The following is a 26,819-nucleotide window of genomic DNA, read 5'->3' as shown; positions in this document are numbered from 1 at the left end:
GGATAGCCGCGCAGCGGTCTATTCTCCTGACACGCGCGGTGAAGCAGTTCGCCGCGAGATCCGGGATCGACGGAGCGGCTATGACACGCTGGGCGGGAAATCCGTGGCGGCGGTTCGGGCTGTCCGCACGGGCGGGTTGGCTGCTCGTCGCGTTCTACAGCACGGCGGCGGTGCTGGTCGTCGCATCGTCGGCGTATAGGTGGCGCGGCGCGTACGGGACGCGGCCGGTCGACGAGGGCGTGTTCGCGCTATGCCTGCTGGTGACGGCTTCAACCGCCGGCTACGCGGCCTATTTCTCGACCGGGCGGCGCAGATTCGGCTGGCTGGCGCTGGTGATCGGCCTGCTGGGCTGGGCCGCGGGCGAGATCCTCTGGTCCGTGTACGAGGTGCGTCCGGACATCGAGCACGCCACCCACCCCGCGGCGGCCGAGGCCGTGTTCACCTTGTATCCGATCGGCGCCATGGCGTCGTTGGCGCTGTTGTCGCACCTGTCGCGGCACAGTCCCCGCCGGCTGGTGCTGGACGGCCTGATCGTGGCGACCTCGCTGTTCGTCATCTCGTGGGTGTTCGTCCTCGACAGGCAGCTGCGCGAGAACACCGGCTCACGGCTCGCGACGCTCATCGAGGTCTTCGCCGACGTCATCATCCTGACGACGGCGATCCTGATGCTGTCCCGGATCCGCTCCAACGACCTGCCGAGTCGGGGCTTGCTGGCGGGCGGAATCGCGACCATCGCGGCCGCGGATATCGCGATGGTTTTCCAGACCGGGGTGGGCAGCTATCACCTGGGCGACCTGACGGATCTGGGGCGGGTGGCCGGATTCGCGCTGCTCTCGCTTTCGGGCCTGGCCAGCGTCCACGAGACCGCCACAGATCACGCGCGGACCGAGATCATGTCCCCCGCCCTGCTCTGGCTGCCCTACCTGCCGCTGATGCTGGCCGCCGCGGTCGGCCTGGGCCAGGCGGTGAGCCTGATGGCGCACGGACCGCTGCTCGCCGCGCTGGGGATCCTCGTCGCCGCGGTGCTCGCCCGCCAATTCATCGTGCTCACCGAAAACCAGGGGCTGCTGTCCGAGGTCGCGCGGGAGGCGTTCCGCGACAGCCTGACCGGCCTGGCGAACCGGGCGCATTTCCTGCACCGCCTGGAGGAGGCCGTCGCCAGGCAGCGCCTCGACGGCGGGCCGATCGCGGTGCTGTGCCTCGACCTGGACAACTTCAAAGCGGTCAACGACGCCCTGGGGCATCCGGCCGGCGACGAGCTCCTGGTCCGGGTGGCCGACCGGCTCACCGCCGCGCTGGGCGACTCCGGTACCGTGGCGCGCCTCGGAGGCGACGAGTTCGCCGTCCTCCTCGAGGCGTCGGTCGAGGAATCGAAGGCGGCCGCGGACCGGGTTCTCGACGCGTTCGGCACGCCGATCGTGATCGACGGCGTCCCCATCGAGGTCAGGCCCAGCATCGGCTACACGGTCGCCACGGCCGCGTCGAACTGCACCGTCGACCAGTTCCTGCAGCACGCCGACCTGGCCATGTATGCCGCCAAACGCGAAGGCGGGCAATGCATTCGGGGCTTCCTGCCCGACCTGCCATTCCCGTACACGTTCCCTCAGCTGGCCGAGTCGGCCGAGTCGGCCCCGCCGGGTGTGGATCCGGTCGCCGCCGGCGCCCCGGCGGGCGCCTTCGGTAAGAACACGAAGCTGGCGCGGTCGCTGGCGCCGATCGCCGCGGCAGCGACGGCGCCGCGGGAGCGCCCGCACGACATCCCCGACGGCGTGCGGTGGCCCCCTACCTCGATCCGGATCGCCTTGGCAGCGTTGGGGATTGGCGTGGCCACCTTCGCGGTGACGAGCGTGGTGGACCCCGATGCCGCGCGCAACGCGTTCTTCGCCAAATGTCTGTACCCGGCCTTGAACCTGGCCGCCGCGGCGCTGATCGCCGTTCGCGCCTACCGCGTGACGGCCGACCGTCTCCCCTGGGTCTTGATCGCGGCCGGCATGGCCGTGTCGGCCGTGGGTGACATCGTCTACGTCGCATGGGTGCGGGACGGCCAGTCCCCGTCGGCCGCCGATCCGGAGTACCTGGCGTTCTACCCGCTCCTCTATGCCGGGCTGCTGTTGCTGATGCGATCGCGACTGAAGGTGGTGCCGCTTCCGATCCGGCTCGATGCCCTGGTGTGCGCGCTGGCCGCGGCCGCGGTGGGCGTGGCGCTGCGGGCGGGGCCCATGCACGCGGCCGCGGTCCGCGCTCCGGCGACCGTGCTGGTGGGACTCGTCTACCCGTGGGGCGACCTGGTCCTGCTGGCCCTGACCGCCGGCATGCTGCCAATCCTGGGCTGGCGCAAGGGATTCCGCTGGGCGTTGCTTGTGGTGGGATTCGTCGCCTTTGCCGTCGCGGACACCGCGTACCTCTTCGAGACCGCCGACGGCAGCTATCGGGTCGGGACCACGCTGGACGCCCTCTGGCCCGCGGCGTCGCTGCTGGTGGCCATCGCCAGCTGGGCGCCGTGGTCGTCGACGCCGCCCGCACCGAGACGCGGGCTCGGTTTCTACGCGGTGCCCGTGGTGTGCACCGTCGTCGCGCTCGCCGTCGTCGTGGGTCACAACTCAAGGCTGGCAACGATTCTCGCCGCGCTGAGCCTGGTCGCGGTCGCCGCGCGGTTATCCGCGACCTTCCGCGACGTCAGCATGCTGGCCGAAAGCCACAAGCAGGCCATGACCGACGAAGTGACCCACCTGCCGAACCGGCGGTCGCTGGCGACCGCCCTGACCGGGCTGTCCGACGTGGCGCCGGCGGGACCCCTGTCGGTCCCCGGGGCCCCGTCGCGCCGGGCGCTGCTGCTGCTGCACCTGTACGAGTTCGGCGAGATCAGCGACTCCGTCGGCCAGCACTTCGGTGACGAGTTGTTGAGCCATGTGGCGCACCGGCTCTCGCTCTGCGTGCGCCACGAGGATCTGCTCGCGCGGGTGGGCGAGGACGAATTCGCGATCCTGCTGGGCGAGGGGTCCGACCTGATCGCCGCGCGCGCCCAAGCGGGCCGGTTGCTGGAGGCGCTGAGCGAGTCGTTCGCGCTTGATCCGATCACCGTGCAGGTCGATGCCCGCATCGCCATCGCGCTCTGCCCCGACCACTGCGATCACCCGCAGGAGCTGCTCACTCGCGCCGAGATCGCAATGCCGCACGCGAAATCCGCCGTCAGCAGGATCGCGGTGTACGACTCGGCGTACGAGATGTACCGCGACAACGACCCCAACCTCATCGAGGAACTGCGCGTCGCGCTGCTGGACGACGACCAGCTGACGGTGCACTACCAGCCCAAGATCAACGCCAGCGACGGCAGCGTCCACAGCGTCGAGGCGCTGCTGCGCTGGCAGCACCCCAGCCGCGGGTTGCTGCTCCCGGACGAGTTCCTGAACGCCGCCGAACGCGGCGGGCTGATGCGGCAGGTGGCCAACCGCGCCATCAACGTCGCGCTGGAACAGATCCGTTCGTGGCGCGACCGGGGCATGCCACTGACCGTCGCGGTGAACCTCTCGACCACCAACCTGCTCGACCTGGACCTGGTGAGCACGATCGAGCGGCTGCTGCAGACGCACGGCCTGCCCCCCGACTCGCTGATCGTCGAGATCACCGAGAGCGCCCTGGTGGACTCGGCACGCTCGCGCAACACCGTCGCAGCGCTGCAGCGCCTCGGCGTTCGGATCTCGCTCGACGACTACGGAACCGGGTGGTCGTCGCTGGCGCGGCTGCAGGACGTTTCGGTCGACGAGCTCAAGCTCGACCGGATCTTCGTGGCGCGCCTGGCCCAGGACCCGCGGTCGGTCGCGATCGTGCGGTCCACGGTGGCTTTGGCGCGCAGCCTGGGCGCCGACCTGGTGGCCGAGGGGGTCGAGGACGAGGTCACCCTGCGCGCGGTGCGCCGTTACGGCTGCACCATCACCCAGGGTTTTGTGCACAGCCCGCCGTTGCCGGCGGACGACCTGCTGCACTGGATCTGCCAGCACGCGCCCAGCACCAAGTCTCAGGCGGGCGTGACGGACTGACCGATCGCCCGATTCGCGTGGCGCGGACCGGTTTGCATGGCTAACATTTTCCCGTGCTCGACCACTGGCCGATGATCGGCCGGGATCACGAGATCGGCGAGATCACGCGTGCGCTCGCCGATGACGAGGTGCGCGGGGTGGCGCTGGCGGGCAAAGCGGGAGTCGGCAAGTCGCGATTGGCCCGTGAGGCCGTGGCGGCCGCGGCGGCGGCCGGGTGGACCGTGCGTAGCGTTGCCGCCACGGCGACCAGCAGCCCGATCCCGCTCGGCGCCTTCTGGCAATGGACCGATCATGTGGAAAGCGTGCCTTTTGCCTTGGCGCGCAGGGTCATTGACGGGTTGACCGACGGCGCGCAACCGGACCGTCTGGCGGTGTTCGTCGACGATGCCCACCTGCTCGACGATCTGTCCGCGCTGGTCCTGCACCAACTCGTGCAGTCGCGGGCCGCCGCCGTGATCCTCACCGTCCGCACCGGTGAGCCGGCCCCCGCGGCGGTGACGGCGCTGTGGAAAGATGGCCTGCTTCGCCGGCACGAGCTAGAACCGTTGACCCGCACGGAAATTGACTACCTGCTGGCTGCGACTCTTGGCGCGGCCCCGGATCGCCAGTGCGCGGACAAACTGTGGCATCTGACCCGGGGAAACGTGTTGTTCGTGCGGCAGCTCGTCGAACACGAGCACGCAGCGGGGCGGATGGTGCTGAAGCGGGGCGCCGTGCGCTGGCACGGCAACGCCGCGATCCCGGGATCGCTTGCCGAACTGGTGGACTCGCAGATCGGCGGCATCCCCGCCGACGTGCGCGACGTGGTGGATCTGGTGGCCCTTTCCGAACCCATCGACTGGCACTGCCTGAGGCTGATCGCCGAGCCCGGCGCCATCGAAGCGGCCGAGCAGCGCGAGCTGATCCGCACGTCCGAGGGTGAGGTATGTGTCGGTCACCCGTTGTACGCCGAGGTCCGATTGGACCGTTGCGGCACCTCGCGATTGCGCCGTCTTCGCGGCCAAATCGCGGCCGCGATGAAGGACGGCGACGGCTCCGCAAGAGCCGTCAAACGGGGACTGTTGTGGTTGGAGTCCGACCTTCCGCCCGAGCCAGAGGTGTTGTTGAAGGCGGCCACGGCCGCGAGCGCGCTGCTGGATTTCGAGACGGCGGAGCTGCTTTTCACGGCCGCCGCCGCCACCGGTGCCGGCGCGCAGGCGCGGATACCCCTCGCCTACTCCCTGCTCATGAGGGAGAAGGGCGATCTCGCGCTGGAAGTTCTCGATGGCCTGGAGGTCGACGAGGCGACGCAATCGGCCTTCATCAACGACGTGGTGATGCGCGCGTCGAACCTGTTGTGGGGCATGCGATCACCGAAGCGGTCCTGGCGGCTCATCGACGATGCCCTCGAGACCGCGCACGGAGTGGGCCGTCAACAGCTGCTGGTGTTCCGCGCCTATCAGCTCGCGCTGGAAGCGCGGCCGGCTGAGGTCCTGGCGACCATGGCGGAGGTCGACGACGACGACCTCGACTGGTACGGGGCGACGGTGGGTTACGGCTCCGAGAGCATGGCGTACGGCGAACTCGGGCAACCCGATCAGGCCGTGGCCAAGGCTATCGAGGCCTACTACACCCTCACGTTGAGCGAAGAGGGCAAATTCCTACGCCAGCCGGCCACCGAGTACCACACGTTCGCCCTGATTGCTGCGGGACGCATCCCCGAGGCCCTCGAGGTGGCCGAACGCAATCACCGTGCCCAACGCGGAGAGCCGGCCGCCGTTGGGGCTTTGGCGACGGAGATCCTCGGCATGGTGTCGTTGGCCGCCGGTGACCTCGAGGCTGCGCTGCGGGATCTGCCGAAGGCGATCGATGAGAAGGTTGCGGACAATTTCAACGTGGCGAACAGCTTCCACCGGTTCCACCTGCTGCGCGCGCAGGCGCTGGCCCGGGCCGGCGACGCCGACGCCGCCAGTCGGGCGCTGAACGCCGCCCGCGCGCACCGGCATCCGGCCTACGTCTACGTCACCTCCACCGAGTTGCTGACCGAGGCGTGGCTGGCGGCGGCCCGCTCGCGGCCGACCGAGGCGTGCCGGCTGGCCCGCCAGGCGGCGCAGTTCGCGCGCGAGCACGATCAATTCGCCCGCGAGGTGTGGTGCCTGCAGACCGCGGTGCAATTCGACGACACCGAGGCGGCCGGGCGGCTGGCGGAGTTGGCCGAGCGCGTGGAAGGGCCACGCGCCGCGCTGGCGGCGCGCTATGCGGCGGCCGTGGGCGCCGACGACGCGGCTGAGCTCGACTGGGCCTCAGCCGAATTCGAGGTCATGGGCGACATGCTGGCCGCCGCCGACGCCGCCGGCCAGGCCGCGACGTCGCACCGGCGCGCGGGGCGGGCCGGCAGCGCGATGACCTCGGCGGCGCGCGCGCACCGGTTGGCCAAGGTGTGTGGCGGCGCGACCAGCCCGGCGATCGACGCGGCCTCCTTCGCGCCGCCGTTCTCCAACCGCGAGCTGGAGATCGCGGTGCTGGTGGCGCGGGGGCTGTCGAACCGCGAGATCGCCGAGGCGGTCTCGCTGTCGGTGCGGACCGTCGAGAGCCACATCTATCGCGCCAGCAGCAAGGCCGGGGTCAGCGGGCGTTCGGCACTGGGCGAGATGATGCGCAGGCGCGGGCCACTGAGCTGGCGTTTCGGCGCCGACGGGTCCTAATTGCAGTAATTGCAACCGGCGTGCGGGGCCGGTGCTGGTGGTGTGGGTGTTACCCGTGGGATGACTGATCTAGTCGGCCGTTCAGCCCATTACCAAGACGAAAACCGGTTTGCCTGGCTAACATTCTGGTGTGCTCGACCACTGGCCCATGATCGGGCGCGATCACGAGATCGGCGAGATAGTGCGCTCTCTCGCCGATGACGCGGTACGTGGGGTCGTGTTGGCCGGCAAAGCGGGAGTCGGTAAGTCGCGGTTGGCTCGCGAGGCCGTCGCGGCCGCCGCGGCGGACGGGTGGACCGTGCGCAGCGTCGCCGCCACCGCGACGAGTCACCCGATCCCGCTCGGCGCCTTCTCGCAGTGGACCGACGACGTACAGAGTGAGCCTTTTGCGTTGGCGCGCAGGGTCGTCGAGGCATTGACCGACGGCGCGCACCCGGACCGGCTGCTGGTCTTCGTCGACGATGCCCATCTGCTCGATGACCTGTCCGCGCTCGTGCTGCACCAATTGGTGCACTCGCGGGCCGCGGCCGTGATCCTCACCGTCCGCACCGGCGAGGCGGCCCCGGCCGCGGTGACGGCGCTGTGGAAGGATGGCCTGCTGCGCGGTCGTGAACTGGAGCCGTTGACCCGCAATGGAATTGACGACCTTCTGGCGGCGGCCTTCGGGACCGCGCCGGACCGGAACTGCGCGAAAAAGCTCTGGCACCTCACGCGCGGAAACGTGCTGTTCCTGCGCCAGCTCGTCGAGCAGGAGTACCGAGCGGGGCGGATGGTGACCCGAGATGGCGCCGTGCGTTGGGATGGCGACACCGCGATCTCGGGATCCCTTGCCGAACTGGTGGACTCGCAGATCGGCGCCGTCCCCGGCGACGTGCGGGACGTCGTGGATCTGGTGGCCGTTTGCGAGCCACTCGACTGGCACTGCCTGAGACTGCTCGCAGACCAGGACGCCATCGAAGAGGCCGAACAACGCGAACTGATCCGCACGTCCGGCGACGAGGTGTACATCGGTCACCCGTTGTACGCCGAAGTCCGGCTGAATCGTTGTGGCGCTTCGCGTTTGCGCCGCCTTCGCGGCAAGGTCGCCACCGCGATGAAGGACGGCGGACGGGCCGCGAAGGTCGTCAAGCGCGGACTGCTGTGGCTGGAGTCCGACCTTCCGCCCGAGCCGGAGGTGCTGTTGGCGGCGGCGACGGCCGCCAGTTCGCTGCTGGACTTCGAGACGGCGGAGCGGCTGTTCCGGGCCGCCGACGCCACCGGCATCGGCGCGCAGGCACGGATCCCCCTCGCCTACTCCCTGTTCATGATGGAAAAGGGCGAACTTGCCTTGGAAGTCCTCGAGGGCGTGGAGGTCGACGAGGCGACCGAATCCGCCTTCATCAACGATGTGGTGATGCGCGCGTCAAACCTGATGTGGGGCATGCGATCACCGGAGCGGTCCTGGCGACTCATCGACGACGCGCTCAAGGCCTCGCACGGAGCGCGGCGGCAACAAGTGCTGGTTTTCCGCGCCAATCAGCTTGCGCTGGCGGCGCGCCCGACCGAGGTTCTCGGGACCATGGCCGAGGTCGACTATCACGAAATCGACCGGTACGGCGCGACGATGGCATATAGCGCCGAAAGCATGGCCTATGGCGAACTCGGGCAGCCCGATCAGGCCGTGGCCAAGGCCATCGAGGCCGACCGGGCGCTCACGTTGAGCGGGCAGGGCAAGTTCCTCCGCCAAACGTTGACCGAGTTTCACACATTCGCCCTGGTCGCGGCGGGACGCATTCCCGAAGCCGTCGACGTGGCCGAACGCCACCGCACCGACCACCGCGACGAGCCGGAGGACGTGCGCGCGGTGGCCGCGGAGATCCTCGGCATGGTCATGTTGGCCGCCGGTGACCTCGCCGCGGCGCTGTTTCACCTGCCGCATGAAGTCGACGCCGAGATGGCGAACAGTTTCCACGTCGTGAACAGCTTCCACCGGTTCCACCTGCTGCGGGCGCAGGCGCTGGCCCGGTCCGGCGATGTCGAGGCGGCCGACAGTGCCCTGTACAAGGCCGAGGAACATCGGCATCCGGCCTACGTGTACGTCACCTCCACTCAATTGCTGACCGAGGCATGGCTGGCGGCGGTGCGCTCGCGGCCCACCGAGGCGCGCCGGCTGGCCCGCGCAGCGGCGGAATTCGCGCGCGAGCACGATCAATTCGCCCGCGAGGTGTGGTGTCTGCAGACCGCGGTGCAATTCGACGACACCGACGCGGCCGGGCGACTGGCGGAGTTGGCCAGGGTTGTGGAAGGACCGCGCGCCGCGCTGGCGGCACGCTACGCGGCGGCCGTGAGCGCCGACGATGCCGGTGAACTCGACTGGGCCTCAGCCGAATTCGAGGTCATGGGCGACATGCTGGCCGCCGCCGACGCGGCGGGACAGGCCGCGACGTCACACCGGCGCGCGGGGCGGGCCGGCAGCGCGATGAGCGCGGCGGCGCGCGCACACCGGCTGGCGACGTCGTGTGGCGGCGCCACCAGCCCGGCGATCCGCGCCGCCTCCTTCGCGCCGCCGTTTTCCAACCGGGAGCGCGAGATCGCGGTGCTGGTGGCGCAGGGGCTGTCCAATCGCGAGATCGCCGACGCGGTGTCGCTGTCGGTGCGGACCGTCGAAAGCCACATCTACCGCGCGAGCACCAAGGCCGGGGTCAGCGGACGTTCCGGGCTCGCCGAGATGATGCGCACCGCGGGCAGCTGAAACGCCTTTTGGCGCCGATTGCAGTAGTCGCCCGCTGTGGGGCCCGGAAATTGCAGTAGTCCACCCCGGATCGAACAAGCCCTCGGGTGCCCGACCATCACCGTGAGGCAGTGGCGGCAAACGACGCCGCCGCTCGAAACGATGCTTGGAGCCGGGCATGTCGTCTTTTGTGGTCGCCACACCGGAGGCGTTGACGGCCGCGTCCGCGGACGTGCTCGGCATCGGCGAGGCGATCAGGCAAGCCACCAGCGCGGCGTCGTCGTCGACGACAGGGATCGCGCCGGCGGCCGCCGATGAGGTGTCGGCGGCGATCGCGGGCTTATTCGGCACTGTTGGGCAGGAATTTCAAGGACTGTCCGCGCAGTCCGCGGCGTTCCATTCCCAGTTTGTGCAGTTGCTGTCCGCCGGCGGGGGCGCCTATGCGGCCGCCGAAGCCGCCAGCGCGGCACCGCTGGCGTCGGTGCAGCAGGGCCTGCAGGCGCTGGCCGCCAGTCCCCTCACCCCGATCCTGGATCTGACCGGGCGCCCGCTGTACGGCAACGGCGCCAACGGCGCGCCCGGTACCGGCCAGGCCGGCGGTGCGGGCGGGTGGCTGTGGGGCAACGGCGGCAACGGCGGATCGGGGGCGGCGGGGCAGGCCGGCGGTAGGGGCGGGGATGCGTTCCTGTTCGGCAACGGCGGCATGGGCGGGGCCGGCGGCACCGGCATCGCGGGTGCCACCGGTCTGACGGGCGCCACCGGCGGCACTGGCGGGGCGGGCGGGACCGGCGGCAACGCGGGACTCTTTTCCGGCAACGGCGGCTCCGGCGGCCACGGCGGGATCGGCGGGATCGGCGGCACGGGCGGCACCGGCGCCGCGGGCAGCTTCGCGGCCGGCGGCACGGGCCTGGGCGGGGATGGCGGCGACGGCGGCACCGGCGGGATCGGCGGCGCGGGTGGGTCCGGCGGCAGAGCCTCGGCGTTGTTCGGCGCCACCGGGAATGGCGGGGCCGGCGGGGCCGGCGGGACGGCCGGGGCCGGCGGTAACGGTGGTGTCGGGGCGGCCGGCATTGCTGCTCACCCCGATGGCGGCATCGGCGGCAACGGTGGTAACGCCGGATCCGCGGGTGCCGGCGGCAGTGGCGGGGCGCCCGGGGGCGCCGGCGCCACCGCCGGGGCAATGGGTGCGGCCGGCGACTCGGTGGGCAGCGGTGGCAACGGCGGCAACGGCGGAGCCGGCTACGACGCCGCCACAGACGCCAGCGCCCCCGCCGGAACGAGCGGTGGCGACGGCGGAGCCGGCGGATTCGGCGGAAGAGGTCCCAGCGGGGGCAGCGGCGGCACGGGCGGCGACGGCGGCGCGGGCGCGGCCGGCATCGCGGGCGGGGCCGGCGGCAACGGCGGCAATGCGGGTGCGGGCGGCAATGGCGGCAATGCGGCTGCTCCGACCGGCACCGCGGGCAACGGCGGTCACGGTGGCAACGGCGGGGCCGGTGGCGAGGGCGCGGCCGGTGCGGCCGACAGCGGTGCCGCGGGCGGCAACGGCGGGACCGGCGGCAACGCCGGCGCCGGTGGCCGCGGTGGTAACGCGGCCACCGGTGCCACCAACGGCGACGGCGGGGCCGGCGGGATAGGCGGTCAGGGCGGCTCCGGCGGCGCCGGGGCCGACTTCCCCGGCGAGAGCACCACCGCCGGCAACGGCGGTGCCGGCGGCGACGGCGGCAGCGGCGGCGTCGGCGGCGCGACCGGCACGGGCGGTATCGGCGGCGTCGCGGGCGACGGCGGCCGCGGCGGTGACGCGGGTGCCGGCGCAAACGGCGGTATCGGTGGCAACTCGACCCTCCACGAACCCTTCGCCTACGGCGGGGCCGGCGGGCAAGGCGGCAGCGGCGGCGCGGGCGGGCATGGCGGCGCGGCCACCTCAGCGGGTGGCGTGGCGGGCAGCGGCGGCGACGGCGGCCACGGCGGCGCTTCCGGTGACGGCGGCGCCGCAACCGGGATGGTCAGCGTCAGCGGCAACGGCGCGACCGGCGGCAACGGCGGCGCCGGCGGTAACGGTGGCGCGGGGGCGCCCGGCGGCGTGGCCGGGGCGGGCGGCAACGGCGGGGCGGCCGGTGCCGGCGGCGCCGGCGGGGACGACCCCGCGGGCCCCGACGGCTACGGGGGTACCGGTGGTAACGGCGGCGCCGGCGGCGTCGGCGGCAATGCCGGCAACGGTGGGGCGGCCGGTACGGGCGGCACGGGTGGTCACGGCGGCACCGGGGGCGCCGGCGGGGCGGCCGGCGCGGGTGGTTCCGGGACCGCGGCGCAGGCTTGGGCCGGCACGGGCGGCAATGGCGGCAGCGGCGGCAACGGCGGCCAAGGCGGCGCGGCCACCGACGCGAGCGGGACCAACGGCAGCGGCGGGGCCGGTGGGGCCGGTGGCTTGGGCGGCAACGGCGGGACCAACGGCTACAACACCTACTATTCCCACGGCACGGGCACCGGCGGCAACGGCGGCAACGGCGGCAACGGCGGGGCCGCCGGCGCCGGCGCGGGCAACGCGGGTAGCAGCGGCAACGGCGGCAATGCCGGCAACGGCGGCAACGGCGGCAGCGGCACCGATACCCCCGGCGGCTGGACCGCCGGCTGGGGCGGCAGCGGGGGCAACGGCGGCAACGGCGGCAACGCCGGCGGCGCCGGCGCCATCAACGGCAACGGCGGTAACGGCGGTAACGGCGCTAACGGCGCCAACGGCGATAACGGGGTCGACCCAACCGGCATTCACGCCTACGGCGGCTACGGAGGCGCCGGTGGTAACGGCGGTAACGGTGGCAACGCCGGCACCGGTGGCATCAATGGCAACGGCGGCGATGGCGGCCGCGCCGGTAACGGCGGCAACGGCGGCAACGGTTTCGACCAAACCGGCCTGGGCGCCAACGCTGTCGGGGGCGGCGACGGCGGACGCGGGGGGAACGGCGGCAGCGCCGGCAGCGCCGGTCCCGTCGGCACCGCGGGCCGCGGCGCCGACGGCGGTACCGGGGGCAAGGGCGGTGAGGGTGGCACCGCCGACCCCGGTTTCTACGCCGGCTCCGGCGGCGCCGGCGGTGACGGCGGCGTCGGCGGCAGCGGGCCCACCGGCGCCAATGGTGGTGCCGGCGGCGCGGGTGGCAACGGCGCTGCTGGCGGCACCAGCGACGCCAGCGCGGGTGGCGGCTTCGGCGGCGCCGGCGGTAGGGGCGGCACCGGTGGTGACGGCGGCACCGGGACCGTCGGCGCGGGCGGCAACGGCGGCCTCGGCGGTCTAGGTGGCAACGGCGGCAACAACGGCGACGGGCAATACGGCGACTACCGCACCGGCGGCGACGGCGGTTCCGGTGGCCATGGCGGCAATGGCGGTCTGGGCGCCACCAACGGCGGTAACGGTGGCGACGGCGGTGCGGCCGGTACCGGAGGCAATGGCGGTGACCAGATCGGCGCCAGCGGCGGTGCCGGCACCGGCGGCACCGGCGGTGACGGCGGCAGCGGCGGCGGCGGCGGCGTGGGCACCACCGGAGTCGGCGGTAACGGCGGCACCGGTGCCGCCGGCGGCGCCTCGGGCAGCAACGGCACGGGCTTCCAAGCCGGGATCGCTGGAGCCGGCAACGGCGGTGCCGGCGGCAACGGCGGCGACGGCGCGACCAGCGGCGGCACCGGCGGCCACGGCGGCGCCGGTGGCACCGCCGTCAGCAGTGGCACCGGCGACAACGTCTACGGCGCGGGCGGCGGCAACGGCGGCACCGGCGGCAACGGCGGCAACGGCACCGGCGTCAACGCCTCGGGCGGCAACGCCGGGGCCGGCGGAAACGGCACCAACGGCACCAACGGCTCCAACGACAGCGGCGGACCGGACCTGCAGGCCGGCGGCGGCGGCTGGGGCGGCGCCGGTGGTAACGGCGGCGTCGGGGGCAACGCCACCGGCACCGGCGCGAACGGCAACGGTGGTGCCGGGGGGCAAGGCGGCGACGGCGGCAGCGGCGGCGACTACACCGGTTTCGGCGGCAACGGCGGCATCGGCCTCGCCGGCGGCGCCGGCGGCAACGGCGGCAACGCGGGCACCGGCGGTGTGGGCGGCGCCGGCGGCAACGGCGGCAACGGCGGCAACTCCGGCAACTCCGGCAACGGCGCCGCCGGCACCGGCTCTAACGGCAGCGACACCTCCGCCTATGGCGGCGGCGGCGCGGGCGGCAACGGCGGCAACGCCGGGGACGCCACCGGCACCAACGGCAACGGCGGTAACGGCGGCTTCGGCGGTAACGGCGGCAACGGCGGCAGCGGCGACCCGACCCTCGCGACCAACAACGGCGCCGGCGGATCGGGCTCGTACGGCGGCAACGGCGGCGCCGGCGGCAACGCCGGCACCGGCGGTGTCGGGGGCAACGGCGGCAACGGCGGCGCCGGAGGCAACGGGGGCGTCGGCGGCGACGCCGCGGACGGCGGCGGCAGCGGCGGCTACGGCGGCACGGCCGGCAACGGCGGCAACGGCGGCAACGCCGGTAGCCCCACCGGCACCAACGGCAGCGGCGGAACCGGCGGCGTCGGCGGTGACGGCGGCAACGGCGGAAGTGGCAGCGCCACCGACGGCGGCAGCGGCGGCGGTGCCGGCGCCGGCGGCAGCGGGGGCAACGCCGGTGGCGGCGGTACGGGCGGTGCCGCAGGCGTCGCTGGCGACGGAGGCAACGGCGGTAACGGGGGCAACGCTGATCCTGGCTTCGCCGGCGGCAACGGCGGGAGCGGCGGCTGGGGCGGCAACGGCGGCAGTGGCACCAGCGGGGCCATCGGCGGCGACGGTGCCGTCGGGGGCAACGGCGGCACCGGGGGTAACGGCGGCACCAGCGGCGTCAGCGCGGGCGGCGGCTACGGCGGTTCCGGCGGCAGCGGCGGAAACGGTGGTGACGGCGGCACCGGGACCGCCGGCGCTGGCGGGAACGGCGGCGCTGGCGGCGTGGGCGGCACCGGCGGCGACAACGGCGATGGCCAACCCGGTCCCGACAACCGCACCGGCTCGGCCGGTAGCGGAGGTTGGGGCGGTAACGGCGGGAACGGTGGGCTGGGCGCCACTAAAGGCGGTAACGGCGGCGCCGGTGGCGCGGCCGGCACCGGCGGTTATGGGGGTGACCAGATCGGCACAGCCAGCACCACCAGCGGCGCGGGCATCGGCGGCTCCGGTGGCACCGGTGGCAACGGCGGTAACGGCGGCGTCGGTACTACCGGCGTCGGCGGCGATGGCGGCAGCGGTGCCGCTGGCGGCGCCGCCGGGAACGCCGGTGTCGGCTTCGACGGCGGGGCTGGATCCGGCGGCGGCGGCGGTAACGGCGGCAACGGCGGCGATGGCGCGACCGGCGGCGGCGCCGGCGGTGTTGGTGGTGTCGGCGCCAATGGCGGCAACAGTGCTGCCGGCGACTTCAACTTTGGCGGCTACGGCGGCGTGGGTGGAAACGGCGGTAACGGTGGCACCGGCACCGGCGTCAACGCCTCGGGCGGCAACGCCGGGGCCGGCGGCAACGGCGGCAACGGCACCGCCGGTACCGACGACAGCGGCGGACCCTTCCTCCAGGCCGGCTCCGGCGGCCCCGGCGGCGCCGGCGGCGCCGGCGGGGTCGGCGGCGACGCCACCGGGACGGGCTCCAACGGCAACGGCGGGGCGGGCGGCCAAGGCGGCAACGCCGGCAATGGCGGCGATTACACCGGTGTCGGCGGCGGCTCGGGTGTCAGCGGGCCGGGCGGCACGGGCGGTGACGGCGGCAACGCGGGAACCGGTGGTGTGGGCGGCAATGGTGGCAACGGCGGCGACGGCGGCAACTCCGGCAACTCCGGCAACGGCGGCGCCGGTACCGGCTCTTCCGGCGGCGACAACGCGGCCTATGGCGGCGGCGGCGCGGGCGGCAACGGCGGCAACGCCGGCAGTCCCACCGGCACCAACGGCAACGGCGGCAACGGCGGCTTCGGCGGCAACGGCGGCAGCGGCGGCAGCGGCGACCCGACCTTGGCAACCAATAACGGCGCCGGCGGCGATGGCGGCCGCGGCGGGAATGGCGGCGGCGGCGGCAACGCGGGCACCGGCGGTATCGGCGGCAACGGCGGCAACGGCGGCGACGGCGGGGCCAGTGGGACCGGCGGCGACGCCGCGGCCGGAGGCGGCGGTGGCGGCGGAGCTAGCGACTCGGCCGGCAGCGGTGGCAACGGCGGCAACGCCGGCAGTCCCACCGGCACCAACGGCGACGGCGGCGGCGGCGGAGCCGGCGGCCAGGGCGGCACCGGTGGTTCAGGCGTCGATGGCGTCGGCGGCACCGGCGGTACCGGAGGCGACGGCGGGGCCGGAGCCGTCGGTGGCGCGTCCGGCACCGGTGTCGGCCTCGCGGGCACCGGGGGCAACGGCGGGCAGGGCGGTCTGGCCGGCAACGGCGGTGACGGCGGCGCCGGCGACGTCGACGTCAACGGCGGCACCGGCGGTCAGGGTGGCGTCGGCGGCAACGGCGGTGACGGCGGCGCCATCGGCGGCTCCGGCGGCACGGCCGGCAATGGCGGCGACGGCGGTTCCGGCGGGACGGCCGGCGCCGGAGCCGCTGGCGGTGACGGCGGCAACGGCGGCGACGGCGGTGACGGCGGCAACGGCGATTCGGGCGCGGCCGGCGGCTTCGCCGGCACCGGCGGCAACGCCGGGACCGGCACCGCGCCCGGCGGCGTCGACGGCCAGGGCGGCAACACCGGCACCGACGGCACCTGACGCCTGGTCGTCGCGGCTAGAACAATTCCTTGGCGAGCAGCTCGAGCGTCGCGACCCGCGCCGGCGCCCTGGCGGGGTCGGTGCCGAGGTGAGCCGACGCGACCGGGTGCACCATCACCTCATCGACGCCGAACCGTTTGGCCAGCGCCCGCACCTGCTCGGCGGCCTCTTCCGACGTGCCGAGGACGGCCCGCCGCAGGCCGCCCTCCACGATGCGTTGCTGTTCCGGCCCGAGCTGGGCCACTTCGGCCTCCTCAACGAGCGGCACCGGCCCCAGCGGCTGCCCGGTGCGCAGCCGCGCCATCATCTGCAGGTTGGGCAGCATCAAAGCCGTTGCCTCGTCGCGGGTTTCGGCCACGGCGGCGTTGACCGTCAGGAACGTCACCGGCTCTGGCGTCAGCGCGCTCGGCTTGAACCGGGACCGGTAGACCGCGAGCGCCTCCTCGGTCCCCTGCCCGGAGAAGTGATGCGCGAACACGTACGGCAGCCCCTTAGCCGCCGCCAGGTGCGCGGAGTACATCGACGAGCCCAGCAGCCACAGCCGCGGCTCACTGGCCGCCGCCGGCGTCGCCTTCAGCCGGTAGTCCCCCGACCGCAGCGGCACCACCACCCCCCGGGCGCTCATCAGCGCGGCCACGTCATCGAGGTAGTCGGGGAAGCGCTCGATGTCCTCGTCGCCACGGCTGCCCCGTAAGGCGTACGACGTCACCGGGTCCGAGCCGGGCGCCCGGCCGATGCCGAGGTCGATGCGGCCGGGCGCGGCCGCCTCCAGCAGCGCGAACTGCTCGGCGACGGCCAGCGGCGCGTGGTTGGGCAGCATCACGCCGCCCGATCCCAGCCGCAGCTGCGTGGTCTGCGCGGCCAGGTAGGCGATCAGCACCGGCGGGCTGGTGGCGCCCACGGACGGCATGTTGTGGTGCTCGGCGAGCCAGTAGCGGGTGAAGCCCAGCCGGTCGGCTGCCTGGGCGAGCTGCACGGTGGCCGCCAGCGCGTCGCCGGTCGTCTGGTCGCTGCGCACCGGCACGAGGTCGAGGACGGAAAGTCGCACGACGGCGTCAACGCTTTCAGTGGGCCGAACGTTCCCTACCTGCGCTCAGTAGTCCTTGAGGGTGATCGAGTTGACGATGCGGTCGAACACCTCCTGCGGGATCGGCGCACCCCCGGGGATGTTGTCGATCACCAGCCACTGGTTGCGCTTGACGTAGTCGTGGAACTCGGCGTGGTAGGCGGCGAAGCCCTTCTCATAGTCACCGCCGGCCGCGGCGAGCTCGCCGGCCAGGATGTACGCGCCCAGCAGCGCCACGCTGGTCCCCTGCCCCGACAGCGGCGAGCAGCAATATCCGGCGTCGCCGACGAGGGCCACCCGGCCCTTCGACCAGCGGTCCATCTTGATCTGCGACATCTCGTCGAAGTAGAAGTCGGGCGCTGTCCGCATGTACTGCAGCAGCTGCGGGCGGACCCAGCCGTCGTCGGCCATCCGCCGTTCCAGCTCGGCGAACACCGCCTCGGTGTCGCGGTAGTCGATCCGCAGGTCGGCCTCCATGAAGCCGACCATGGCCCGGGCCTCGGTGTTGTTGCGGGCGCTGTAGACGCCGACCATCGTGTTGTCGCCGTAGTGCCAGGTCTGCCAGTAGTCGAGGTCCAGGAAGTTGGGCACGGTGAAGATCGCCGCGTAGGTGCCCAGCCGCTCGATGAATTGCGCCTCGGGGCCGAAGACCAGGCGGCGCACGTTGGAGTGCAACCCGTCGGCGCCGATGACGAGGTCGAAGCTGCGGGCGCCGGCGCGCTCGAAGGTCACCTTGACCGTGCTGCCGTCGTCCTCCAGTGCGGCGATGCTGTCGTCGAACATGTATTCGGCATTCAATTTGGTTGCGTCATAAAGCAATTCGACGAGATCGTCGCGCAGCAGCTCGATGTCGGGGTTGGCGATTATCCCGCCGGTCGGCGTCGATTCGGTGTCCTCGGAGAGCTCGTTGCCGTCGGCGTCGACGACGGATGCACCCCGGATCCGTGTCCGCGCGTGGTCCGCGGCGGCCCGCAGCATCATGCGTTCGAGCACCCCGAGCGCCGGCCCCCGCACGTCGATGGCCTGGCCGCCCGGCCGCAGCCCCGGATGGCGCTCCACGACGGTGACCGAATAGCCGTGGTGGGCAAGCCAATACGCCGCCGTCATGCCGGCCACGCTGGCACCCGAAACCAGAACGTCGGTCACTTGATTCCTGCCAACCTCTTAGCGTCGGTGAAGATGTCGTCGAGCATTACCGGAGTCAACCTACCGGTGAACATGTTCTGCTGGCTCGGGTGGTAGCAGCCGAGCAGACGCACGCCCGATCCCAGCTCCGCGACGACGCCGTGGCCGAAGCGTGGTTTGGGCGTCCGCGACACCAGCCGCAGCGCGATCTGCCAGGCGAACCCGCCCAGGGCCACGATCACCCGGATGTCGCCGGAGACCAGCCGCCACTCGGCCTGCAGCCACGGCCAGCAGGTGTCCCGCTCGGCCGGCGTCGGCGCGTTGGCCGGCGGCGCGCAACGCACCGGCGCGGCGATCCGAATCCCGTTGGCGCGCAAGCCGTCCGCCGCGTCCACGCTGGTCGGCTGGTTCACCAGCCCCGCCCGGTGCAGCGCCGCGTACAGCTGGTCGCCGGAGCGGTCACCGGTGAACATGCGCCCGGTCCGGTTGGCGCCGTGCGCGGCGGGCGCCAGCCCGACGATCAGCAGCCAGGGCCGCTCCGATCCCCAGCCCGGCACCGGCCGCCCCCAATAGGGCTGGTCGGCGAACGCGCGGCGCTTGGTGGCGGCGACCTCCTCGCGCCAGGTCACCAGCCGCGGACAGGCCCGGCACACGCTGATCGCGGCGTCGAGTTCCGCGATCGACCGGGCCCCGTCGCTCAGCGTGACCACGCGGGCGGCGTCGGCGGCCACCGGCGTCCGCGGCGTGGCCGGATCGCCCGGCCATCCGGAGCCGGGCACCACCGGAGACGCGAACGCCTGGCCGCTGCGTGGATGGGCAAGCACATGAACATCCTGCATGAGACGAAAAATCGGTCGCTGCGACGACGGCTTTGGCGCTACATTCAGCGCCGATATCCCATGAAAAGCAGCGGCCCCGCGATTCTGATCCTGTTCGCCACCCTGACGGCGACGGCGGGTACCGGCATCTCGATCGTCGCGTTCCCATGGCTGGCGCTGCAGCACCGCGACAGCGCGCGCGACGCGGCCGTCGTTGCCGCCGCGATGACACTCCCGCTGGTGCTGTCCACGCTGGTGGCCGGGACCGCGGTCGACTTTTTCGGGCGGCGACGGGTGTCGCTGGTCTCCGATTCGCTGTCCGGAACGGCGGTGGCCGCCGTGCCGCTGACGGCCTGGTTTTTCGGCGCCGACGCGATCAACGTCGCCGAGCTGGCCGTGTTGGCCTTCTTCTCGGCAGCGTTCGATCCGGCCGGCACCACGGCGCGCCAGTCGATGCTGCCCGAGGCCGCCGCCCGGGCCGGCTGGTCGCTGGACCGCACCAACAGCGTCTACGAGGCGATCCTCAACCTGGCCTACATCGTGGGCCCGGGAATCGGCGGTCTGATGATCGCGACGGTCGGCGGCGTCAACACGATGTGGGTCACCGCGGGCCTGTTCGGGATGTCCTTCTTGGCGATTGGCGGGCTGCGGCTCGAGGGCGTCGGCAAGCCGCACGTCGCGACGCGGCCCGCCGGGTTGGTGTCCGGCATCGCCGAGGGCCTGCGATTCGTCTGGAACCTGCGGGTGCTGCGCACGCTCGGGCTGATCGACCTGGTCGTGACCGCGCTGTACCTGCCGATGGAGAGCGTGCTGTTTCCCAAATACTTCAGCGACCACCACCAGCCCGCGCAGCTGGGCTGGGTGCTGATGGCGCTCGGGGTCGGCGGTTTGGTGGGCGCTCTCGGCTACGCGGTGCTCTCGCGACATACGCCGCGGCGCACCGTGGTGCTGGCGGCGACGCTCACCTTCGGCGTGGCCGCGATCGGCATCGCGTTCCTGCCGCCGTTGCCGGTGATCCTGGTGCTGTGCGGAGTGACCGGCCTGGTCTATGGGCCCACCCAGCCGATCTACAACTACGTGATGCAGACCCGGGCGCCGCATCACCTGCGCGGCCGGGTGGTCGGGGTGATGACGGGGCTGATGTACGCCGCGGGCCCGTTGGGATTGCTGGTGGCCGGTCCGCTGGCCGACGCGGCCGGGCTGAAGGTCACGTTCCTGGCGTTGGCGGTGCCGATCCTGGTGATCGGTCTCGTCGCGTGCGGCCTGCCGTCGCTGCGGGAGCTGGACCGCGCGCCGGCACTCGCCGCGGAAACGCCGCGCTGATCCGTCAGTCGCCGAGGATCTTGCGCTTCTGCTGCTCGAATTCCTCGTCGGTGAGCAGCCCGCGGTCCTTCAGCGCGGCCAGCCTCTCCAGCCGATCGATCGGGTCCTGCTGAGCCTGCTGAGCCTGCGCCGCCCCGAAGGCCCGCTGTTGCATCTCGGCCCCGCGCCGCATCATCTCCTCGCGGAATCCGGTGGGATCGGCGATGGCCTGGCGGATGACGTCGGTCATGGGCATGCCCATGACCGCGGCGCCCGCCAGGTCGGGGCGGGCCGCGGTCACGGCGTCGATCGCCACATCGGGCGCGGCGGCCGGCCGGTGGTCGACCTCGACGCGGCCGTGGTCCTTCGGGTCGTAGAGCACGGGCAGCCGGGTGCCGGGGCGCGGCGGGCTCAGCTGGGGCAGCAGCGCGGTGACGCTGGCCTCGAACGGCGGTTCGGCGTCGGGGGTGACGCGCAGCCGCAGCTTCCAGCGAACCTCGGTGTTGCCAACCAGATTCGGGTTGCCGACAGTGACCGAAATCGCCGACTGCTCCGCCGCGAGGACGTCCGCGAACGCGCGGACGCCGACTTTGCTGAGATCTCTGCGCCCGAACACCGTGCCCCTTCCGAGATCCGCCAACTGTAGCGCTACCCGGCCCGTAGGATCGGGTCGTGAATGCCGACGCGCTGGCCGAGCTGATCGCCAAGCTGCCCGACGGGATGGTCGTCACCGACCCCACCATCACCGAGGGCTACCGCCAGGACCGCGCGTTCGACCCGTCGGCCGGCAAGCCGCTGGCGGTGGTCCGGCCGCGGCGCACCGAGGAGGTGCAGACCGTCATGCGCTGGGCCTCGGCCCACCGGGTGCCGGTGGTGACCCGGGGCGCCGGCAGCGGCCTGTCCGGCGGGGCCACCGCGCTGGACGACGGCATCGTGCTGTCGACGGAGAAGATGCGCGACATCACCGTCGACCCCGTCACGCGCACCGCGGTGTGCCAGCCGGGCCTGTTCAACGCGGAGGTGAAAAAGGCCGTCGCGGAGTACGGGCTGTGGTATCCGCCCGACCCGTCGTCGTTCGAGATCTGCAGCATCGGGGGCAACATCGCCACCAACGCCGGCGGGTTGTGCTGCGTAAAGTACGGCGTCACAACCGATTACGTGCTGGGCATGCAGGTGGTGCTGGCCGACGGCACCGCGGTGCGCCTCGGCGGCCCGCGGCTGAAGGACGTCGCGGGGCTCTCGCTGACCAAGCTGTTCGTCGGCAGCGAGGGCACGCTGGGCGTCGTCACCGAGGTGACGCTGCGGCTGCTGCCGGTGCAGAACGTGTCCAGCGTGGTGGTCGCGACGTTCGCCTCGGTCGGCGCGGCCGTCGACGCGGTGCTGGGAGTCGTTGCGCGGCTGCGGCCTTCGATGCTGGAGTTCATGGACTCGGCGGCGATCAATGCCGTCGAGGACAGCTTGCGCATGGACCTGGATCGCTCGGCGGCCGCCATGCTGGTGGCCGGCTCCGACGAGCGGGGGCGCTCGTCCGGGGAGGACGCGGCGGTGATGGCCGCGGTGTTCGCGGAAAACGGTGCCACGGAGGTGTTTTCGACCGACGACCCGGACGAGGGCGAGGCCTTCGTGGCGGCCCGCCGGTTCTGCATCCCCGCGGTGGAGGCCAAGGGATCGCTGCTGCTGGAGGACGTCGGGGTGCCGCTGCCCGCGCTGGGTGAGCTGGTCACCGGGATCGAGCGCATCGCGTCGGAGCGGGATCTGATGATCTCGGTGATCGCGCACGCCGGCGACGGCAACACCCACCCGCTGATCGTGTACGACCCCGCCGACGCCGCCATGACCGAGCGCGCCAACCTGGCCTTCGGCGAGATCATGGACCTGGCCGTCGGTCTGGGCGGCACCATCACCGGTGAGCACGGCGTCGGCCGGTTGAAGCGCCCCTGGCTGGACGGCTACCTCGGCCCGGAGGTGATGGAGCTCAACCAGCGCATCAAGCGGGCGCTGGACCCGCTCGGGATCCTGAACCCGGGCGCGGCGATCTAGAGTCCCTTGCGCCTCGAGCGTGCGGCTGGCCGCACACTCGGCATCGAACGTGCGGCTAGCCGCACGTTCGGCGGCGCGATCTAGAACTCGAAGCGGTTGAGCACGTCGAAATTGCGCATCGGCGTGGCGTTGACCAGCCGCCACAGCAGCCGCACCGGCGCCGACGGGACACGCTCGTAGAGCGCCATCACCGGAGCCTGCTCGAGGAGGCGCAGCCGCGGGTTCCAGCGCTCGAGGTCGTGGATGTCGCCGATGCCCCACTTGGTGATGCCCTTGGTGAGCACCCTGGACAGCCGCGGCCCCAGCGGCGACGTCGTGTCGAAAAGCATCTCGCCGCCGGCGAACCGATCCGTGAGGCGCCCCAGCAGCGCGCGCACCTCGGGCTCGACGAGGTACATCACCAGTCCCTCCGCGACCACGAGCGTCGGGCGATCGGACGGGATCTCGGGCAGCCAGGCCTCTTCGGTCACCGACGAGCCGATCATCCGGTAGCCGTCGCGGTCGTCATAAAGCTTGCGCCGCAAGGCGATTACGTCCGGTTGATCGACGTCGAACCATTGCACGGTGTCCGGCGGACGCAGTCGGAACGCCCGGGTGTCCATGCCGCACCCGAGGTGTAGCACGACGGCGTCCGGTTGGCGGCGCAGGAAGTCGGCGCTCCACTCGTCGAGCTGTTTCGCTCGCACGGCGACCAGATATTGGTTGGATCCGGGCCGCATGGCGCGACGCATGCGCGCCCAGTCGTAGTCGATGCGGTCCACCGCCTCGGCGGCCGCCTTGTCATCGAGAATCGGTGCCGGCGAGCGGCTTTCGTAGGCCCGCAGGTACAGCGTGCACAGGTTGGTCCATTCCACCGACCCCCACGCCACGTCGCTGAAGTCGACCTTGTCCGTCGTCGTCATCGCTGTCGCTTCCCCTCCCGATACTCGGTCCACATCCGCATCAGCTGCTCGCGGTAGTCCCGGGTGCAGAACTCGCAGAAGTCGCGGAAGTCCTCGACCCGCTCGCGCTGTTCGGCGCGGTCCTCCCCCAGCACCGACAGGGCGAACTCGGCGGGCTCGATGCCCAGGCGCATCAGCGACAGCTGCGTCTCCATCACGCGGGTGAACCCGCCCGGGGTGACCCGGTAGAGGTGTTGCCGGTCGGGGCTCGGCAACCGCTCGATCATGCCGCCCTCGAGCAACTGCCGGGCCACGGTGCTGATCGATGCCTTGCTCACCGACAGCGCGCCGGCCAGCTCGGTCAGCGACTGCTGCGGCGGATGGCAGATCAGCAGCCATCCATAGACCCGGCCCATGGTGCGGGTCGCGCCGAGGAGCTCGAAGAACAGCCCCAGGCGGTCGACGAACTCGGTTTCTTCCGGGGACACCGTGATCCTCAGGTTTGTTCAGTACGGACTGAACGTAGTGTACATACTTTGGCCCGCCCATGGCGCCGAGACTGCGCCCAGTGCTACGCCGCGGCGCAAATTGGCGCGCTGGACGCAATCTCGGCGAGTGGCGTGGTTGACATGGCTACCGTGATGCCTTACGAATGAGACATGTCATCAGTGATGTCTCACGGCTTCCAACTCGCCACCGCGGCGACCTGGCCCAACCCCTGGCCGATGTACCGCGCGCTGCGCGACCACGACCCGGTGCACCACGTCGTCCCCGAGACCCGGCCCGACCGCGACTACTACGTGCTGTCCCGCCACGCCGACGTCTGGGCGGCCGCGCGCGACCACGAGACGTTCTCCTCAGCACAGGGTCTGACCGTCGAGTATGGCGAGCTGGAACTGATTGGACTGCAAGACAATCCGCCGTTCGTGATGCAGGATCCCCCGGTGCACACGGAGTTTCGCAAGCTGGTGTCGCGTGGTTTCACGCCGCGACAGGTCGAGGCGGTGGAACCCAAGGTGCGCGAGTTCGTCGTCGAGCGCATCGAGAAGCTGCGCGCCGACGGCGGCGGCGACATCGTCACCGAACTGTTCAAGCCGCTGCCGTCGATGGTCGTCGCGCACTACCTCGGCGTGCCCGAGGAGGACCGCGCGCAGTTCGACGGCTGGACGCAGGCGATCGTCGCGGCCAACACGTCCGAGGGGGGAATCGGCACTTCGCTGGACGCGGTCGGGTCGATGATGGCCTACTTCACCGCGCTGATCGAACGGCGCCGAGCCGAACCCGAGGACGACACGATCTCGCACCTGGTGGCGGCCGGGGTGGGCGCCGACGGGGACATCGCCGGCACGCTGTCGGTGCTGGCGTTCACCTTCACCATGGTCACCGGCGGCAACGACACGGTCACCGGGATGCTCGGCGGCTCAATGCCGTTGCTGCACGAGCGCCCGGACCAGCGCCGGCGCCTGGTCGACGACCCGGGGCTGATCCCCGACGCGGTCGAGGAGCTGCTGCGGCTGACCTCGCCGGTGCAGGGCCTGGCGCGCACCACCACCCGCGACGTGACCATCGAGGGCACCACCGTCCCGGCCGGCCGCAAGGTCCTGCTGCTGTACGGGTCGGCCAACCGGGACGAACGCCAATACGGGCCGGACGCAGGCGAACTCGACGTGACCCGCTGCCCGCGCAACATCCTGACGTTCAGCCACGGCGCGCACCACTGCCTGGGCGCGGCGGCGGCCCGCATGCAGTCGCGCGTCGCGCTGACCGAATTGCTGTCCCGCTGCCCCGATTTCGAGGTCGACGAGGCCGGCGTCGTGTGGTCGGGCGGCAGCTACGTGCGCCGCCCGCTGTGCGTGCCGATCCGGGTGAACGCCTGATGCCCGACTGGTTGGCCGAGCACCGCGGCGAGGCGGCCGCCGACCGGATACTCGACGCGGCCGAGCAGCTCTACACCCAGCGCGACCAGGCGTCCATCGGCATGAACGAGATCGCCAGGGCCGCAGGCTGTTCCCGCGCCACACTGTATCGCTACTTCGAGAACCGCGAGGCGCTGCGCACCGCGTACGTGCACCGCGAGGCGCGCCGGCTCGGCCGCGCGATCGCCGACGAGATCGGCGGCACGCAGGACCCGCGCGAGAGGCTGGTGGCGAGCATGACCGCCGCGCTGCGGATGGTGCGCGAAAGCCCCGCGCTGTCAGCGTGGTTCGCCGCCAGCCGCCCGCCGATCGGCGGCGAGCTGGCGCAGTCGGAGGTGATCACGGCGCTGGCCGCGGCGTTCGTCGGCTCGCTCGGTCCCGAAGATCGCGCCGTCGTGCAGCGCCGGGCGCGCTGGGTGGTGCGGGTGCTCACGTCGCTGCTGACCTACCCCGGCCGGGACGAGGCCGACGAGCGGGCGATGATCGAGGAGTTCGTCGTCCCGATCGTGGCGCCGGTCGCCGCGCGGTCGGTTACGATGCCGCCATCACACGGCTAAACAGGTCGGAGAGGGCGCCATGCCAACCATTCATTTCATCTCGGGCCTGCCGCGTTCCGGTTCGACGTTGCTGGCCGCGCTGCTACGGCAGAATCCGCGGTTCGAGGCGGGGATGTCCGGCCCGCTGGCCGGCCTGTTCGGTGCCCTGCTCGGCGAAATGAGTGCGCGCAACGAGTTTTCGGTGTTCATCGACGACGCCAAGCGCGAGCGAATCCTGCGCGGGCTGTTCGACGACTTCTACTCCGACTGCACCGCCGACGTCATCTTCGACACCAACCGCTTCTGGTGCGGCTGGATGCCCGCGCTTTCGCGGCTGTTCCCGCAGGCGAAAGTGATTGCCTGCGTGCGTGATCTGCCGTGGGTGGTGGACAGCATCGAGCGGTTGATCCAACGCAACGTGTTTTCCCCGTCGTCGATCTTCAACTACAGCGCCGGCGGCACCGTCTACACCCGGGCCAAGAGCGTGGTCGCCCCCGATGGCATGGTCGGCGGTCCCTACGACGCGCTGAAGCAGGCGTGCTACGGCGCGCAGCGGGATCGGCTGATGCTGATGCAGTACGAAACCCTGACCTCCGATCCGGCCAAGACGATGGACGCGATCTACGGGTTTCTCGGTGAGCCGGTCTTCGATCACGACTTCGACCATGTCGACTACGACGTCACCGAGTTCGACGAACGCGCCGGCACCCCCGGCCTGCACACCGTGCGGGGCACGGTCAAGGCCGAACCCCGCGAGACGCTGCTGCCGCCGGACCTGTTCAACCGCTTTCTCAGTGACGCGTTCTGGCGCGACCCGCAGCGGATTCCCGCCGGGCTGCGGGTCGTGTGACCCCAATTGCAGTAGTCCCCCTCCGGCCCACCCGAAAATTGCAGTAGTCGCTCCCGGAATGCACCCGCGCCCCGCCGCCTGACAATCGGCCTTCTACGCGCCGTAGGTG

General features: G+C 72.2%; 15 protein-coding genes. 9 read left to right on the top strand and 6 right to left on the bottom strand.

Annotated elements, in window-relative coordinates:
• The first annotated feature begins 80 nt into the window (after positions 1-80).
• The 4 genes from AC5Y7V_RS24565 (at position 81) to AC5Y7V_RS24550 (ending at position 16,176) form a co-directional block, all read left to right on the top strand.
• Entirely contained in the window at positions 81-4,037 is a 3,957-nt protein-coding gene (locus tag AC5Y7V_RS24565; protein WP_499882636.1) for a diguanylate cyclase domain-containing protein, read from the top strand.
• A gap of 53 nt (positions 4,038-4,090) precedes the next feature.
• On the top strand, positions 4,091-6,721 hold the full coding sequence (locus tag AC5Y7V_RS24560) for a helix-turn-helix transcriptional regulator (RefSeq protein WP_499882635.1): 2,631 nt from the start codon (positions 4,091-4,093) through the stop codon (positions 6,719-6,721).
• A 130-nt stretch (positions 6,722-6,851) separates the two neighbouring features.
• Positions 6,852-9,452, top strand: a complete 2,601-nt coding sequence (locus AC5Y7V_RS24555) for a helix-turn-helix transcriptional regulator (protein WP_499882634.1) — start codon at positions 6,852-6,854, stop codon at positions 9,450-9,452.
• 157 nt (positions 9,453-9,609) lie between these two features.
• A complete protein-coding gene (locus tag AC5Y7V_RS24550) occupies positions 9,610-16,176 on the top strand; it encodes a PE family protein (RefSeq protein WP_499882633.1) in 6,567 nt (2,188 codons plus the stop codon).
• 16 nt (positions 16,177-16,192) lie between these two features.
• Here AC5Y7V_RS24550 and AC5Y7V_RS24545 read toward each other — a convergent pair whose 3' ends face one another.
• Genes AC5Y7V_RS24545 through AC5Y7V_RS24535 form a run of 3 tightly spaced genes read right to left on the bottom strand, consistent with a single transcriptional unit; the run spans position 16,193 to position 19,206 of the window.
• The gene (locus AC5Y7V_RS24545; RefSeq protein WP_499882632.1) at positions 16,193-17,224 is read right to left on the bottom strand and encodes an LLM class flavin-dependent oxidoreductase; all 1,032 of its coding nucleotides are present in this window, start codon (positions 17,222-17,224) and stop codon (positions 16,193-16,195) included.
• Between the two features lie 45 nt (positions 17,225-17,269).
• Positions 17,270-18,388, bottom strand: coding sequence for an FAD-binding protein (locus AC5Y7V_RS24540; RefSeq protein WP_499882631.1), 1,119 nt, complete (start codon positions 18,386-18,388; stop codon positions 17,270-17,272).
• Entirely contained in the window at positions 18,385-19,206 is an 822-nt protein-coding gene (locus AC5Y7V_RS24535; RefSeq protein WP_499882630.1) for a uracil-DNA glycosylase, read from the bottom strand. The genes AC5Y7V_RS24540 and AC5Y7V_RS24535 overlap by 4 nt, the downstream gene beginning before the upstream one ends.
• Positions 19,207-19,266: 60 nt before the next feature.
• Here AC5Y7V_RS24535 and tap point away from each other — a divergent pair, with 60 nt between their 5' ends.
• Complete coding sequence (gene tap, locus AC5Y7V_RS24530; protein ID WP_499882629.1) at positions 19,267-20,508, top strand: multidrug efflux MFS transporter Tap; 1,242 nt, start codon at positions 19,267-19,269, stop codon at positions 20,506-20,508.
• A gap of 4 nt (positions 20,509-20,512) precedes the next feature.
• Here tap and AC5Y7V_RS24525 read toward each other — a convergent pair whose 3' ends face one another.
• Complete coding sequence (locus AC5Y7V_RS24525; protein ID WP_499882628.1) at positions 20,513-21,103, bottom strand: SHOCT domain-containing protein; 591 nt, start codon at positions 21,101-21,103, stop codon at positions 20,513-20,515.
• A gap of 56 nt (positions 21,104-21,159) precedes the next feature.
• Here AC5Y7V_RS24525 and AC5Y7V_RS24520 point away from each other — a divergent pair, with 56 nt between their 5' ends.
• The gene (locus tag AC5Y7V_RS24520; RefSeq protein ID WP_499882627.1) at positions 21,160-22,527 is read left to right on the top strand and encodes an FAD-binding oxidoreductase; all 1,368 of its coding nucleotides are present in this window, start codon (positions 21,160-21,162) and stop codon (positions 22,525-22,527) included.
• Between the two features lie 80 nt (positions 22,528-22,607).
• Here AC5Y7V_RS24520 and AC5Y7V_RS24515 read toward each other — a convergent pair whose 3' ends face one another.
• The gene (locus tag AC5Y7V_RS24515) at positions 22,608-23,429 is read right to left on the bottom strand and encodes a class I SAM-dependent methyltransferase (protein WP_499882626.1); all 822 of its coding nucleotides are present in this window, start codon (positions 23,427-23,429) and stop codon (positions 22,608-22,610) included.
• Positions 23,426-23,896: a GbsR/MarR family transcriptional regulator gene (locus AC5Y7V_RS24510; protein WP_499882625.1), complete on the bottom strand. Its 471-nt coding sequence runs from the start codon at positions 23,894-23,896 to the stop codon at positions 23,426-23,428. The genes AC5Y7V_RS24515 and AC5Y7V_RS24510 overlap by 4 nt, the downstream gene beginning before the upstream one ends.
• Positions 23,897-24,067: 171 nt before the next feature.
• On the opposite strand from AC5Y7V_RS24510, the gene AC5Y7V_RS24505 reads away from it, so the two are divergent.
• Genes AC5Y7V_RS24505 through AC5Y7V_RS24495 form a run of 3 tightly spaced genes read left to right on the top strand, consistent with a single transcriptional unit; the run spans position 24,068 to position 26,710 of the window.
• Positions 24,068-25,285 (top strand): cytochrome P450, encoded by a 1,218-nt coding sequence (locus tag AC5Y7V_RS24505; protein ID WP_499882624.1) that lies wholly within the window; start codon positions 24,068-24,070, stop codon positions 25,283-25,285.
• Entirely contained in the window at positions 25,285-25,881 is a 597-nt protein-coding gene (locus AC5Y7V_RS24500; protein ID WP_499882623.1) for a TetR/AcrR family transcriptional regulator, read from the top strand. The genes AC5Y7V_RS24505 and AC5Y7V_RS24500 overlap by 1 nt, the downstream gene beginning before the upstream one ends.
• A gap of 19 nt (positions 25,882-25,900) precedes the next feature.
• Positions 25,901-26,710, top strand: coding sequence for a sulfotransferase family protein (locus AC5Y7V_RS24495; protein ID WP_499882622.1), 810 nt, complete (start codon positions 25,901-25,903; stop codon positions 26,708-26,710).
• Positions 26,711-26,819: the final 109 nt, after the last annotated feature.

It is taken from the genome of Mycobacterium sp. NGS34, assembly GCF_059812845.1.
Note: the sequence above shows the minus strand (reverse complement) of the source record. Positions and strands in the feature narration are given on the sequence as shown.

Bases quoted from the DNA above. Each gene is read 5' to 3' on its own strand.
- AC5Y7V_RS24565 (WP_499882636.1), top strand. From the start codon at position 81: ATGACACGCTGGGCGGGAAATCCGTGGCGGCGGTTCGGGCTGTCCGCA.
- AC5Y7V_RS24550 (WP_499882633.1), top strand. From the start codon at position 9,610: ATGTCGTCTTTTGTGGTCGCCACACCGGAGGCGTTGACGGCCGCGTCC.
- AC5Y7V_RS24535 (WP_499882630.1), bottom strand. From the start codon at position 19,206: ATGCAGGATGTTCATGTGCTTGCCCATCCACGCAGCGGCCAGGCGTTC.
- tap (WP_499882629.1), top strand. From the start codon at position 19,267: ATGAAAAGCAGCGGCCCCGCGATTCTGATCCTGTTCGCCACCCTGACG.
- AC5Y7V_RS24515 (WP_499882626.1), bottom strand. From the start codon at position 23,429: ATGACGACGACGGACAAGGTCGACTTCAGCGACGTGGCGTGGGGGTCG.
- AC5Y7V_RS24505 (WP_499882624.1), top strand. From the start codon at position 24,068: ATGTCATCAGTGATGTCTCACGGCTTCCAACTCGCCACCGCGGCGACC.
- AC5Y7V_RS24500 (WP_499882623.1), top strand. From the start codon at position 25,285: ATGCCCGACTGGTTGGCCGAGCACCGCGGCGAGGCGGCCGCCGACCGG.
- AC5Y7V_RS24495 (WP_499882622.1), top strand. From the start codon at position 25,901: ATGCCAACCATTCATTTCATCTCGGGCCTGCCGCGTTCCGGTTCGACG.